Source organism: Caldanaerobacter subterraneus (assembly GCF_004345675.1).
Lineage (GTDB): Bacteria > Bacillota > Thermoanaerobacteria > Thermoanaerobacterales > Thermoanaerobacteraceae > Thermoanaerobacter > Thermoanaerobacter subterraneus.
On the sequence record NZ_SLWU01000040.1, the window covers coordinates 1 to 12,943 of the forward strand.

Sequence of the window (12,943 nt, forward strand, 5' to 3'; positions counted from 1 at the left end):
TTACCAGGGTAAAAATGGTTTTTAAGGATTTAATTTGTGTGTTTATTATTAAATTTTTAATGTGGATTACAATCATATTATACGAGGAGTGATTTTAATGCCGCTTTCAAGAATAACCCAAGTTCTATCACAGGAATTAGAAGACTTAAGGTCAGAAGGGCGAGCAAAAGGAAAAGAATTTATAGTGGTGGACGTGAAAAAACCCCAAAATGGAAAGGGACCGCGATTTTTCTTAAAAGGATATGGTGATAAAGAATTTATAAGGATGAATTCCAACTCCTACCTCGGAATGCAATTTAATGATGAAGTAATAAAAGCTGAAGAAGAAGCCGCAAGGAAATTTGGTGTAGGCCCCGGCGCAGTGAGATTTATAAGCGGCACCTACGTAACCCACAGAGACCTGGAAAAAAGGCTGGCTCGGTTCCATCAAAGGGAAGATGCAATGATCTTTAGCTCTGCCTATATGACAGTAGTAGGAATAATATCTTCCCTGACAACCCCTGAAACAGGCATAATAAGCGATGAACTCAATCACAACTGCATTATCAACGCCATAAGGCTCTCAAGACCTAAAGAAAGGTATGTCTATAAGCATCTTGATTACAATGACTTAGAAAACGGCATAAGAAGCCTCATAGGCAAAGTAAAGCGAGTAATAGTGGTAACTGATGGAGTATTCAGCATGAGAGGAGACTACGCGAATTTAAAGAAGATAGAAGAAATTACCTCTAAATATGACGAAAAATTTGAAGAAAATATAATAACCATTGTGGACGATTCGCACGGTGTTGGCGCTTTTGGTGATACAGGAAGGGGGACAGAAGAAGTAACAGGTGGAAAGGCAGACCTTTTAATAGGCACAATGGGAAAAGCTTATGGGGTAAATGGAGGATATGTAGTATCCAGTGAAGTTATTACGACTTACCTGAGAGAAAAAGCAATAACCTACATTTACTCTAACCCCATCACTCCTTCAGAAGCCGCTTCTGTATTAAAAGTTTTGGAAATAATAGATAGCGATGAAGGAAAAAAGAAGCTCTCCCATCTGAAGGAGATGGCTAAAAGATTTAGAGAAGGGCTTTTAAATTTGGGATATGAGACTGTCGTAAGTGAACATCCTATAGTACCTCTTCTTGTGAGAGATACAAAAAAGACAGTAGAGTTAGTAAATTATCTCGTAGAAAACGGAATACTCGCAACAGCCATTAATTACCCAGTAGTGCCCAAAGGCGATGAAAGCATCAGATTCCAGATAAATGCAGACCACACTCCTTCTGATATAGGCTACGTTTTAGAAGTTCTAAGGCGTTATAAAGAAAAAAATAACTAAAAGCCCCATTTTCTGGGGCTTTTTTGCTATAGACAAACCTTTTTTCATGTGATATAATTAGAAAGAAAAATTGAAAAAACCCTTTAATTTAGCCCAGCGAGGCTAAAAAGGAGGATATAAAAAGTTCCTCCTTGAGGGTTTTTCAGTAACCCATAATAAAGGAGGTTTTTTTATGTCTAATAAAGTGTACGAAATTGAAGAAACACCGCCTGTAAAACAAATGGTCCCATTATCCTTGCAGCACGTCTTTGCGATGTTCGGAGCGACCATTTTAGTCCCTCTCCTCACAGGCCTTGACCCTTCAGTGACCTTATTCACCTCAGGCCTTGGAACACTGATATTTCACCTCATGACAAAAGGGAAAGTTCCCGCTTATCTTGGCTCATCTTTCGCCTTCATAGCCCCCATAATAGCAGCAACAAAACAATTCGGCCTAAAAGGCGCCTTCTTCGGCATGTTCGCAGCCGGACTTGTGTATGTGGTGGTTTTCATAATAATAAGCCTGACAGGGATTGACTGGCTAGAAAAACTGCTCCCTCCTGTAGTAGTGGGCCCTGTTGTGATGATAATAGGCCTTTCCCTTGCGCCTGTAGCAATAGCTCAGGCTCAGAAAGACCTTACAACAGCACTTTTCACCGCCGGTCTCATAATCATCTTCAGCATGTTTGGAAAAGGCTTTATAAAAGTGATTCCAATCCTTTTGGGAACGATAGGCGGATACATTTTCGCAATAACAAGAGGCCTTGTCGATTTCGGGCCCGTAGCAAAAGCTTCATGGATTGCCATTCCCAAATTCTCTTTCTTAACAGGCCATACTCCTGAGGTCGCATGGGGTGCTGTAGCGCTCGTTGCGCCTCTGGCACTGGTCGCTATAATTGAAGACCTGGGACATGTTCTGGTAATAGGAAATATAGTTGAAAGGGACCTTATAAAGAACCCTGGATTTCACAGGGTAATGTTAGGAAACGGCCTTGCAACTTCAATCGCAGCGCTCTTTGGCGGCCCTCCCAGCACAACTTACGGTGAAAACATTGGAGTTCTCGCAATAACAAGAGTCTACAGCTCAAGAGTAATTCAAGGAGCAGCAATAATTGCAATACTTTTAAGCTTTATACAAAAAATAGGCGCTTTGATAGAAGTAATACCCCAAGCAGTAATGGGTGGAGTTACTATAATCCTCTTTGGAATGATTGCAGCAGCAGGTATGAGAACGCTTGTAGAAAACAAAGTAGACTTTTCTGACAGCAGAAACTTAATAATAGCCTCTGTAATATTAACATTGGGAGTAGGCGGCATAAAAATACCCTTGGGCAATTTTGTGTTCGAAGGCATAGGCCCTGCCACTTTAGCAGGAATACTTCTTAATCTGGTGCTTCCCAAGATAAATCTGGGAAAAGAAAAAATGACTGAAAAAGTTAAAAGTTCAAAAGAAGCCGTACAGAAAGCGTAAAAATAAGGCCCTCTAAATCTCAAAAGAGGGCCTTATCACTTTTTTACCTCTATACCTACTTCAAAAAGCCTGTTCCAAGGCATATAAACATTAAATTCATAATCAAATTCATTAAGATTTTCTTTTTTAAATTTCTCAAGTTCACCTTTTATGACCTCAAATTTTAATGTAGTTTTTCGTTGTAATAAAAAATTCCTCCTTTTAAAACATAAAAAAAGAAAAAATTTTTTATTGGAAATATATATCTGACCAACACAACAAAAAGAGCCTGTACTGTAAAGTACAGGCTCTTTTTACTTTAATTATCTATAATCCCCTAAAAGACTTATATAATCCTCTAAAGTTCCATCCTCCAAACAGGTTTCTATGATTTTTCTGCCGAGAGGATTAAGCTCTGGAACTAAGAATTTCTTTAATTCTCTCTTAAAAAATTTATTTAAAATCTGTGCTCCTTTATCATACCCCTCATCCCCGACTTCGGGCTGTCTGTTCACTTGTAGTAATTCCTTTGGTATAAAGTTTCCGTTTATTTTAAGGGTGTTTAGGGCATATCCTAAAAGGCTACTTCTCGCCGGCGTAATTTGGTCTGGTCTAAATCTTACACTTCCTCTTCTTGCAAGATATTCACGAGCTATCCATTCGGGCATAAATCCTACTTTCCACACCCCTATATATTGGTTTGGAACGAGAATATACCTTGTGCCAGGAGTGTTTATAATCTGTTCTAACAAAAGATTTGCGTGGGTGACCATTTTACCCGTAGCAAAGGGCCAGTAAGACCCTACCCCTTCACTCTCCAATCCTTCTGCACCAACAATGCTCGGGTTTGCATGGCCTCTCGGCGCAACTAGTCTCCACAGCCAAGCAAGTGCAGGCGGAAGCAGGTGAACCATTCCTATTATGCCGTAAGAAGGTTTCTCTCTGGAAGTAGGAGGAGTTCTAACACCAAAGCTTCTTATGTCTACTTCTACAGGCTCGTCAACTACATTAGGCATAAATCTCCTCGGCATTATAACCCTGGGGTTAGGACAGGGCTTGCCAGGAGCGTCCATAATATGTTCCCATATGAGGCAGGTAGATTTAGGAACGCCGTCAATATTCAAGAAAATCAAAGGCTCTGGCGGATATATGCATAATTTTTCAAAATGGGGATCTGTTCCATACTCATTTATATGATCTACTCGTATAAACCAACCCTTTTCTGCGTCCTTTATAACTAATTTTTTTCCCTGCTGTAGGGCTGGATGACACAAAGCCATATCGTCTGTAATTGGCTGTAGCTCGCAAGCCTCTTTTAAATCCACATAAATCTCTTCTCCTGTAACGATATTTTTTGCCACCTTTATGCGCCCATCCGGTTCTCTGTGAATTTGCTCTAACATTTCACTTTTTCCGCCGCCACTTGCTCCTTCATGCATTATAGTCAGTATATTATCATAAGGAGTAATCACCCTTACAGCTGAAGCATGGGCAGTAATCCAACCCTCTTTTTCTCCAATTGTGAGAAGCACTCCGTATATTCCCTTCTTAGCGCTCGGACCAAGGTACAAATTATATGAAAAAAGTTCGTGTAAATTTTTCAATCGGTTGTGCACAACGACCTGTTTTCCGTTAAAATGAGTATGTCTAAAAGGAGGAGCTAAATATACTATGGCTCTCGGTGTAAAACCTTCAGGAATTTCATTTGCTGGAATAAAACCCTGTATATCAGCTAAAGCTGTAGCAAAAAAACCTGCATTTTCTGGAGCAATTAAAAGGGAAGGATAGCCCAGTTCTTCACCGCCGGACATAAAAGGCATGACAATTAATTTTTGGCCTTTTAACCACTCAAAAGTCTCTTTGCGCAATGTATCAAAATCATAGCCGTACCTATCTTTAAAGCGCGGCTTATCTGTCTCTCCTTCATCTGCTACAACAAGGCAATCGGGTTCTCTTCTTCTCATGTAAGGTTCAGGAAAATTAACAGCCAAACCATTTTTGCATTTGGCAACTGTACCTTCTAATACTCTCCCCTTCCCAGGGACTTCATATACTATTTCGAACCAGTCTTCTTTTCCCCCCATAGAAATCTCTAAGAGGTGATTTCGACTCTCTGGAATTGTAATCGATGAAGCTTTTTCTATTATCTCTCTGACTTCTTGTGGCAAATTTACTCTATTTAGAAAATAATCAACCGCTTCCTCCGCCTTTGTGACTGTAATCCCCACTTATACCACCTCACAGCATTAAGTATAAGAGTATTATACAATATTTTTGTCAAAATTGCAATTTCAAAATTTAATTTTGCAAAATATCCATAAATAAAAGGTTATCTCTACACATGTGTCTGTAATATTCGTACATTTCCTCTGTAATCTTTTACATTGGTGAAAGTTGTTTATCTTAAACTTGCAATTAAATTAGTACCAGCTACTAAAAAAAATAGCACCCCTTCAAAGGGTGCCCACTTTACTCACTTTTTTGAAGCTCTTTCTGAAGACCTTTTAGCTTTAAAACGTAATTCATTTCAAAGACTGCAGCTTCTATTAATTTATCTATCTCTTCATCAGTAAGCTTATTCCCAATGACTTTTTTCAAAAGTTTAAAAACCTGTTCTTTCTTAATAGGACCATTGCCTGAACCTACTTGCTGTTCAACAGCCTGCACAAAAGCCTTCGCTATTTCATAGTACCTTTTTAATTTTTCCATTCCTATTTTTGTGCTCAAATAGTCAATAAGATAACCTAACACGACCATTACAAGAAGCTGTATTCCTGCTGTTAAAATAGTCATTATCAATTCTTTCATTTCATTCCCTCCAATACTTTTATTATTACAGAAGCAAACTCGCCCCATGTGACATAACTTTTCGTGTCATGAATTTTATCAATAATTCCTTTCATCTTTAATTTTTGTATAGCCATTTCTTCTCCTGTAAATGTCGTTTTTAGGAAATTCTCAAGCCCTCTTGATATAGCTTCTGCAAAAAGTTCATCTTTTTCTAAAAGCAATTTTAGGTCATGAGGGTTTGACATAAAGGCAAGTTCTACTAGGATAGCTGGCATGTCAGTGTACTTTAATACATAAAATTTTTCATACTTTACCCCTCTGTCTTTTGTCCCAAGCATTTTTACTATTTCGTTTTGTACATATTGAGCCAAGTTTCTCCCATCTACACTACCAGGGTAAGCATAAGTCTCTGTACCACTTGCTGAAGGATCTTGAAAGCTATTGCAGTGAATGGAGATGAAATAGTTCGCATGAGCTTTGTTTGCTATATCGCATCTTTGTTGAAGGTCTACTGTTTTATCCTTATCCCTTGTCATTATAACATCTATGCCGTTTTTAGTAAGAATATCCCTGAGTTTTAAAGCCACATTTAAATTTATGTCTTTCTCTTTGTAGCCCTCTATTAAAGCCCCAGGGTCTTTCCCTCCATGCCCCGGATCTACAGCTATTAACAAATTCTCCACCACCTTCAATTTTTATCTTTTATTCTATGATATACTATGCAAGAAAAATTTACAAGTTTTATGGATAATTTTTACTTCATTCTGTAAAATTGTCTATGAAAACTTAACAGAACTTTATACAATCAAGAGAAAAAATAGTGTAAAATTTTGTACATTTTCCCAAAGTAAAATTTGATTTTTATGCTATAATTATCTCATGTAAATCAAATTCTGGCAGAATAGGTGTCCCGCGTTAAGTGACAGAGGATGGGGCACTAAAGGGGAGGTTTTTTATGAAAAAATTTACTACAAGAGAAATTGCATTTCTTGCCTTGCTAGTAGCGCTAAACATTGTGCTCACGCGAATAGCCAGCATAAGGATAGCTATTGGAGGTGTGGAAGGAATAAGGATAGGCTTTGGAGCTTTTCCTGTAATTTTTTCAGGAATAGCATTTGGCCCCTATGCCGGAGGTATTGTAGGAGCATTGGGAGATATCATTGGCTATTTTATAAACCCAATGGGCCCTTACATGCCCCATTTCACTTTTACCGCTGCCCTTGTAGGAATTCTTCCTCCATTGTTTTTAAAGCCTTTTAAGGCGCAAATCCCCACTTTCTGGCAGCTTGTTATAGGGATAGGCTTAGGGCAGACCATCTCTTCTATTATACTCACGCCCTATTTCATTCAAATACTTTTTCATCTGCCAATGAAAATAACCGTTCACCCAAGAATTGTAACACAAGCTATTCAAGTTCCTCTCTATGCCTTTTTTACTGAAATAATACTGAAAAAATTCCACCTAGCCTTTTCCTCAAAATTTTAAGCGGGGTTCCCCCGCTTTTAATCTTTTAGACTTCTTTTCACTCCTTCTTTTACCGCTTCCCATATGCACTTGCCAAGAGTACTCTCTGGACCTGCGTATTCATAAAATTTACTGCAATTTCTATCCCTAATTACTACCACTGCATCAGTGCTTGTCCCAGTAAAGTCATACCCTAATTCGAGAAGCGCCATGCTCTTTGCCTCTGTAGCTGTGATTACAGCATTTATAAGGGCACTGTCTTGCAAATTCGCTTCTAAGTGTAGTATAATATTGATGGTTCCTGCGTTTATTTTCTGGTTATGGTTTTTAATACCAGCAGTTATAAATGCTGTAACTTCATTTCTCTTAACAACTCTCAATCTTTCCATAGAGACAGCCGTTATAAGTCCAAAGTACTTTCCTTCTATCCCATTATCTTGCGCAACTTTTTTGACATACTCTTTTGGATTCAATTTATCAAATTCGTCCAGCACCTTCTCAGGAATTGTATGATTAAATACAAAATCTACTTCTCCAAAACCTCCTAAGATTCCTGAACTTAAGCCATAAAAATTCCCTTTTATTATCACTATATCAGGCTTTATTATTGTTTCCATTTACATCCCTCACCAAGTTTAATTTCTAAAGATAATTATATCATTTTGAATTGGAGGGATACATATGGTCAAAGTAGCTGCTGTAGGCTATGGGGCTTTCGGAAGCTTTGTACTAAGGTCCATATCAAAAATACCAAATATAGAAATATACGGGGTATCGGGTGTAAATACCGAAAAACTAAAAAATTTTGCTCAAAGTATGAACATCCCCAACTGGACCACCGACTGGCAGACACTCGTATCGGACCCGCAGGTGAATGTGGTCCTTGTCTTAACTCCACCTGATTCTCACCACAGCATTGCCGTAGCAGCAGCTAAAAATAAAAAGCATTTATTTATAGAAAAACCTCTAGCTTTAAGTCTTAAGCAAGCTGACGAAATAATCTCAGAAGTAGAAAAGGCAGGCGTAAAAGCCGTAGTAGACTATATAATGCGCTATCATCAACTTTACTATAAATTGAAAAACTGCATAAAAGAAAATCCCGATATGGGCAAGGTTAAAAAAGTATGGTTTTACAATTTTGCCAGCAGTGAAGGCCTGGGCCCTGACCACTGGTTCTGGAAAGAAGAAAAAAGCGGAGGAGTACTTGTAGAACACGGGGGACATTTTTACGATTTGTTCTCCTGGCTTTTAGAGGACACTCCAGAGCCTGTAGCCACTTTTGGCCATGACCCTTATGAAGACATGAGCATTGTGTACTTTCCCCAAATAGATGCTTATGGAGAATTCTATCACTGTTTTGACAAACCTGGATTACTTGAAAAAAATTTTGGAGGAATCGCTTTTGAAAAGGGATATATAACCTTTGAGGGATGGCTCCCACTTTCTTTTAAGCTCGAAAAAATTGAAGAAGGACAAGTTATCACTAAAGAATACAAATTAAAAAGAGAAAAAAATGAAGTTTTCTCTGAACTTGTCCAAAAAGCTTTCCAAGACCTTCTAAAAGCCATTGAAAATCCCCAGCATGAAGTAAGTACAAGTCTTTATATAGCCAGAAAAGCCTTAGAAGTTTCTCTAAAAGCAAAATCGCTCAAACGCATTTCCTTATATAAGGAGTAGAGAATTTCATATCCTATTGTCCTTATTTTTTTCACTTTGACATATAGTTTTAAAATATTGTTGCTCATGTAATCCAGTTATAAAAATTAAGTTAAACTTCTAACAGAAAATGATTGGACTTTTGGAGCTACATAAGTTAAAATAAAAACAGATAAATTAGTGATTTAATCTATCAATTTGGAGAGGGGCTGAAAATGAAAATATTTAATATTGGAAGAAATGACGAATGCATATGCGGAAGCGGGAAAAAATATAAAAAATGTTGTATGTCAAGAGTTGAAGAACTTGAAGTAAAACTTTCAAATTATCTTGGAAAAGATGCAGTAATTTCCCGCGAAGGCAAAGAATTTATAAAAATTTTGAGCATCTTGTACGGTATTAAATTAAACAAAAATGAAAAATACTTCAATGGGGAAAAATTATTGAAGTTAGTAGATGAAGCATGGATGGAAGAAGAAGATTACTCTGAAGATGACGTAATAACTTTTTTCCAGCAGATGACAAACTTTATATTTGAAGACAAAAGGTTAAAATACTTGAGAATACCCGGCAGGTTGTTTGTTGAATTTACTTTTAATGAAAATGAAGAAGAAAAAATAGACAATTTAATGCTGGAGCTTCACGACCAATACATAATAGAAAACTATCTTTTAGAAATTTCATATGCTTTGCAAAACTATGACTTTACCGACGAAGAATTAAAAAATTTGTTCCATTTAATAAGCCTTTCCATTACAGATGAATATCATTCATTTTTGAGGGTAATTGTAGGTGCTACAATGCTGGAAATATCTAAAGCTTTTGAAGAAATTGCTAAAATAGATAACGAGGAAAAAAGAAAGGAAAAATTCTTTGAAATAGCTTCTCAATATATTTCTTTCAACGAGTATATAACTGCCAAAATGAGTGATTTAATCGAGGAGAATTGGAATAAAATTATCAAAGAACCTTTGGATCTGCCCTTTTTCACTGTATATTTGTTTTACCTTAAATTTTTATCAAAAACGCTCTCAATATTCACCACAAAAAACTTACCTTTTAGTTTAGTTGTTAATTTTTTAGTTGATACTTTAGATGAAATATTAGCCGAACCGGTTGTTTTTGAAAAATCTTTAATAAGTATTATTGACAGTTTGTACACCAAAGCCCAGCAAACTGAAAATGATGAATTAAAAAAGAGCTTTGAAATTACAGGTGAGCTACTAACTTTGCCTCCAAACGCGGAAAATTTTAAAGTATTCAAAAATCTCTTTTCTTCTAATATTTTAAGGTACGTAGCTGAGTTCCCACACAAGATTGAAGAAATTGACGAAACTGTAGAAATTGAAAAACTAATCTCTGATGAATTTTTTAACAAATATGTTTCTTACTTAGAAAATAACCAAATGACTGAAGAAAGGGATTTACTAAAAGAAGCTTATAAGAAATTGAAAGAAAATATACAAAATCTGAGTAATTCGCAAGAAATTATTTTAGAAAAAATAAAAGGCCTAATTAGAGGGGAACTGCCTCTTTGATGGATCACGCAGTTCCCTTTTAATTTAAATACCTTCCCAAAATAGTAGATTAGTTTTTATGTGGGATATTCACATTTTTATTTTTTACACAAGAAGGATTATTTCATTCTATGTCGTATATTCACATTAAAGCAATAAAGCAAATCTTATCTCTCACAACGAGGTAAAAAACAAATGAGAAATAAAGAAGATAAGAACAATGTATTTCTTGCTACACTAAGTGCTAATTTGTAAAGGAGAGAATAAAAAGTGAAATTCATAATTGAGGAGGAAGTATTTAAGGTTTTGCCTAATGTTTGTTTTGGCGTAATTGTAGCAAAGGGAGTAGACAATCATGGAACAAATGATAAAATCCTTGCATTACTTGATGAAAGTATTAAACTTACGATAGAAAAATTTTCAGGTGCTAATATAAAAGAACACCCAGATATTCTTTGTTATAGAGAGGCTTTTAAGAAGTTAGGAATGAATCCTAATAAATTCCCTTGTTCTGTAGAAGCTTTAACAACACGTGTCCTAAAAAACGGGCAAATCCCTGCTATTAACAATGTAGTAAATCTCGTGAATGCCATGTCCTTAAAATACACTCTTCCAATTGGAGCCCATGACCTTAAAAAGGCAGAGGGAAATCTTAAAGTGGGTTTTACAAAAGGAGGAGAACCTTTTGTGCCCTTTGGCCAAACTGAGCCCGAATATGTAGAAAAAGGGGAACTGGTATATGCTGACGAAAAAATGATAAAAACTCGCAGGTGGATCTGGCGCCAATCAGAAATTGGAAAAATAACTGAGGAAAGCACCGATATTTTCATCCCTATAGATGGCTTTACAGATTGCAATAAAGATGCTGTTTTAAAAGCAAGAGATGAAATAGCTGAATATTTTGAAAAATTTTTTGGCACCAAAACATCAGCATTTTTCCTTGACTCGAGCAATCCTTCCATAGAAATAGGCTAAATCCTATTAATATTTTATAAACTATTTTACGCTATACCCTATTTGATTCTAAAAAAAGATACTGTCTTTCCATCACTTACTGCCACAATTGTGCCACATTCATCTGTCCTGTATACGGTTATCCCCAACTCACTTAATTTTTCCAGAGTCTCTCCGTGGGGATGGCCGTATTCATTATTTTTCCCGCAAGAGATAACTGCATATTTGGGCCTCACTTCTTTCAGAAAACTCCATGAAGAAGATGAAGAACTTCCATGATGCCCTACTTTTAGTACGTCCGCCTTTAAATTATAGTTTTCGTTAAGCATTTCTCTTTCCGATTCTTTTTCTGCATCACCCGTAAATAGAAATGCAGTATCCCCATAAGTTATTTTTATAACTGCACTGTAGTTATTTAAATCTTCATAGTAAGAGCTGTTTGGAGCAAGCATTTTAGCCTCTATTTCCGTTCCTAAATAAAGTGTTACCCCTGCCTTTGCCACGTATATTGGCAATTTTTTTGCTTTTGCCGCTTTTAATACATTCTCAAATGCGCTAGTAGTCGTAGTTACTTTTGGCATATAAAATTTACCTATATCAAAATTTTGAATTACTTCCGGAAGCCCCCCTATGTGGTCAGTGTGAGGGTGCGTGCCCACCAATACATCTATCTTCCTTACGCCCTGCTTTTTTATATAATTAACCACCCTTTCCCCCATCTCAGGAGTACCAGCATCTATTAGCATTGTCTTGTCAGAAGGGGTTTTTATAAATATGCTGTCTCCCTGCCCCACATCTATGAAACTGACAACCAGTTTGGAGGATAAATCTTCACTTGAAATTGCTGGCAATTGGCAATTGTCGGTAATTGAGTCATAAGATTTCTGAGCATTTGAAAACTCACTGTATGGAAAAGACGTACATCCTGAAAAAGTAAATATTAAAAGCATTACTGTAAAAAGTGCTGCTACCTTTAGTCTAAACATGTGCTACTATTCCTCCTCTGTAAAAAGCTCATCTGCAAGCTTTTCAATCCTTTCCTTCTTTCTTTTTGTCTCTTCTTCATCTACCATAACTTCAAATTTAATTACATCTCCTTCCTTTACGTTTAATGGAAGAAGAACTTTTGGAAAATTAAAGGTTTTATTTTTATACTCTATTACTGCCCATTCCTCTTCAAACCGATCTACTATACAATATTTAGAATTTTCATCACACACGTTTATCCCTCCATATTACACTAAATAATTTACTGACACTAGTTCTGTTTGAGTGTAGAGAAAAAAGTGAAAAATTTCTTGTGACCACATAGATTTTTCTATAATAATTATAAACTCCTGTCTCACTTAATTCAAAGGCAGAAGCAAACTCATGCCTTTATTCATAACAAACAGGAGCTTTGGAGAAAATAACTATTGACTTAAAAAAGCTTATATAATATAATTAATACTGTCCAAAGGGATTCCGCCGGAGTGGCGGAACTGGCAGACGCACAGGACTTAAAATCCTGGGGGCTGAATAAGCCCGTACCGGTTCAAGTCCGGTCTCCGGCACCACTGTCGCGGGGTGGAGCAGTCCGGTAGCTCGTCGGGCTCATAACCCGGAGGTCGTGGGTTCAAATCCCACCCCCGCAACCAAACATGGCGGCGTAGCTCAGGTGGCTAGAGCATGCGGTTCATACCCGCAGTGTCGGTGGTTCGAATCCACTCGCCGCTACCAGCAAAGAACGGAAATCGTCACCTATCCAGAAGTAGAATTCACACTTTATTTCATCTGGGGTGACGATTATTTTTTTTATGTAG

General features: G+C 37.0%; 12 protein-coding genes and 3 tRNA genes. 9 read left to right on the plus strand and 6 right to left on the minus strand.

What is annotated here, in order from left to right; genetic code table 11:
- The first annotated feature begins 97 nt into the window (after window positions 1-97).
- Window positions 98-1,330, plus strand: a complete 1,233-nt coding sequence (locus EV203_RS12240) for an aminotransferase class I/II-fold pyridoxal phosphate-dependent enzyme (RefSeq protein ID WP_132040805.1) — start codon at window positions 98-100, stop codon at window positions 1,328-1,330.
- A 172-nt stretch (window positions 1,331-1,502) separates the two neighbouring features.
- A complete protein-coding gene (locus tag EV203_RS12245; protein WP_132040806.1) occupies window positions 1,503-2,780 on the plus strand; it encodes a uracil-xanthine permease family protein in 1,278 nt (425 codons plus the stop codon).
- 302 nt (window positions 2,781-3,082) lie between these two features.
- Here the strand turns inward: EV203_RS12245 and EV203_RS12255 are convergent, their stop codons facing one another.
- From EV203_RS12255 to EV203_RS12265, 3 genes are all read right to left on the minus strand, one after another.
- Complete coding sequence (locus tag EV203_RS12255; RefSeq protein ID WP_132040807.1) at window positions 3,083-4,987, minus strand: DUF4914 family protein; 1,905 nt, start codon at window positions 4,985-4,987, stop codon at window positions 3,083-3,085.
- A gap of 241 nt (window positions 4,988-5,228) precedes the next feature.
- Window positions 5,229-5,567, minus strand: a complete 339-nt coding sequence (locus tag EV203_RS12260; RefSeq protein ID WP_011026451.1) for a phage holin — start codon at window positions 5,565-5,567, stop codon at window positions 5,229-5,231.
- Window positions 5,564-6,223 (minus strand): N-acetylmuramoyl-L-alanine amidase family protein, encoded by a 660-nt coding sequence (locus EV203_RS12265; RefSeq protein WP_132040812.1) that lies wholly within the window; start codon window positions 6,221-6,223, stop codon window positions 5,564-5,566. The genes EV203_RS12260 and EV203_RS12265 overlap by 4 nt, the downstream gene beginning before the upstream one ends.
- Window positions 6,224-6,504: 281 nt before the next feature.
- Between EV203_RS12265 and EV203_RS12270 the strand changes: the two genes are divergently transcribed.
- The gene (locus EV203_RS12270; RefSeq protein WP_132040808.1) at window positions 6,505-7,035 is read left to right on the plus strand and encodes a folate family ECF transporter S component; all 531 of its coding nucleotides are present in this window, start codon (window positions 6,505-6,507) and stop codon (window positions 7,033-7,035) included.
- 17 nt (window positions 7,036-7,052) lie between these two features.
- Here the strand turns inward: EV203_RS12270 and EV203_RS12275 are convergent, their stop codons facing one another.
- Window positions 7,053-7,631 (minus strand): adenosylcobinamide amidohydrolase, encoded by a 579-nt coding sequence (locus EV203_RS12275; protein WP_132040809.1) that lies wholly within the window; start codon window positions 7,629-7,631, stop codon window positions 7,053-7,055.
- A 64-nt stretch (window positions 7,632-7,695) separates the two neighbouring features.
- Here EV203_RS12275 and EV203_RS12280 point away from each other — a divergent pair, with 64 nt between their 5' ends.
- The 3 genes from EV203_RS12280 (at window position 7,696) to EV203_RS12290 (ending at window position 11,162) form a co-directional block, all read left to right on the plus strand.
- Window positions 7,696-8,691: a Gfo/Idh/MocA family protein gene (locus EV203_RS12280; RefSeq protein WP_011026455.1), complete on the plus strand. Its 996-nt coding sequence runs from the start codon at window positions 7,696-7,698 to the stop codon at window positions 8,689-8,691.
- Window positions 8,692-8,885: 194 nt separating this feature from the next.
- A complete protein-coding gene (locus tag EV203_RS12285) occupies window positions 8,886-10,208 on the plus strand; it encodes a YecA family protein (protein ID WP_011026456.1) in 1,323 nt (440 codons plus the stop codon).
- 249 nt (window positions 10,209-10,457) lie between these two features.
- Window positions 10,458-11,162, plus strand: coding sequence for a B3/B4 domain-containing protein (locus EV203_RS12290; protein ID WP_132040810.1), 705 nt, complete (start codon window positions 10,458-10,460; stop codon window positions 11,160-11,162).
- 38 nt (window positions 11,163-11,200) lie between these two features.
- Here the strand turns inward: EV203_RS12290 and EV203_RS12295 are convergent, their stop codons facing one another.
- Window positions 11,201-12,127 (minus strand): ComEC/Rec2 family competence protein, encoded by a 927-nt coding sequence (locus EV203_RS12295; protein WP_132040811.1) that lies wholly within the window; start codon window positions 12,125-12,127, stop codon window positions 11,201-11,203.
- Window positions 12,128-12,133: 6 nt separating this feature from the next.
- Window positions 12,134-12,361 carry a DUF3006 domain-containing protein gene (locus EV203_RS12300; RefSeq protein WP_011026459.1) on the minus strand — a complete coding sequence of 76 codons (228 nt, stop codon included), beginning with the start codon at window positions 12,359-12,361 and terminating at the stop codon, window positions 12,134-12,136.
- Window positions 12,362-12,607: 246 nt separating this feature from the next.
- Between EV203_RS12300 and EV203_RS12305 the strand changes: the two genes are divergently transcribed.
- From EV203_RS12305 to EV203_RS12315, 3 genes are all read left to right on the plus strand, one after another.
- Window positions 12,608-12,697, plus strand: a tRNA-Leu gene (locus EV203_RS12305).
- Window positions 12,698-12,701: 4 nt separating this feature from the next.
- Window positions 12,702-12,778 (plus strand) — tRNA-Met (locus EV203_RS12310).
- Window positions 12,779-12,783: 5 nt separating this feature from the next.
- Window positions 12,784-12,860, plus strand: a tRNA-Met gene (locus EV203_RS12315).
- The last annotated feature ends 83 nt before the right edge of the window (window positions 12,861-12,943 follow it).

What these genes read in the sequence shown, in the direction of transcription:
- EV203_RS12245 (WP_132040806.1), top strand. Translation starts at nt 1,503, where the DNA reads ATGTCTAATAAAGTGTACGAAATTGAAGAAACACCGCCTGTAAAACAA.
- EV203_RS12270 (WP_132040808.1), top strand. Translation starts at nt 6,505, where the DNA reads ATGAAAAAATTTACTACAAGAGAAATTGCATTTCTTGCCTTGCTAGTA.
- EV203_RS12240 (WP_132040805.1), top strand. Translation starts at nt 98, where the DNA reads ATGCCGCTTTCAAGAATAACCCAAGTTCTATCACAGGAATTAGAAGAC.
- EV203_RS12295 (WP_132040811.1), bottom strand. Translation starts at nt 12,127, where the DNA reads ATGTTTAGACTAAAGGTAGCAGCACTTTTTACAGTAATGCTTTTAATA.
- EV203_RS12280 (WP_011026455.1), top strand. Translation starts at nt 7,696, where the DNA reads ATGGTCAAAGTAGCTGCTGTAGGCTATGGGGCTTTCGGAAGCTTTGTA.
- EV203_RS12275 (WP_132040809.1), bottom strand. Translation starts at nt 7,631, where the DNA reads ATGGAAACAATAATAAAGCCTGATATAGTGATAATAAAAGGGAATTTT.
- EV203_RS12260 (WP_011026451.1), bottom strand. Translation starts at nt 5,567, where the DNA reads ATGAAAGAATTGATAATGACTATTTTAACAGCAGGAATACAGCTTCTT.
- EV203_RS12285 (WP_011026456.1), top strand. Translation starts at nt 8,886, where the DNA reads ATGAAAATATTTAATATTGGAAGAAATGACGAATGCATATGCGGAAGC.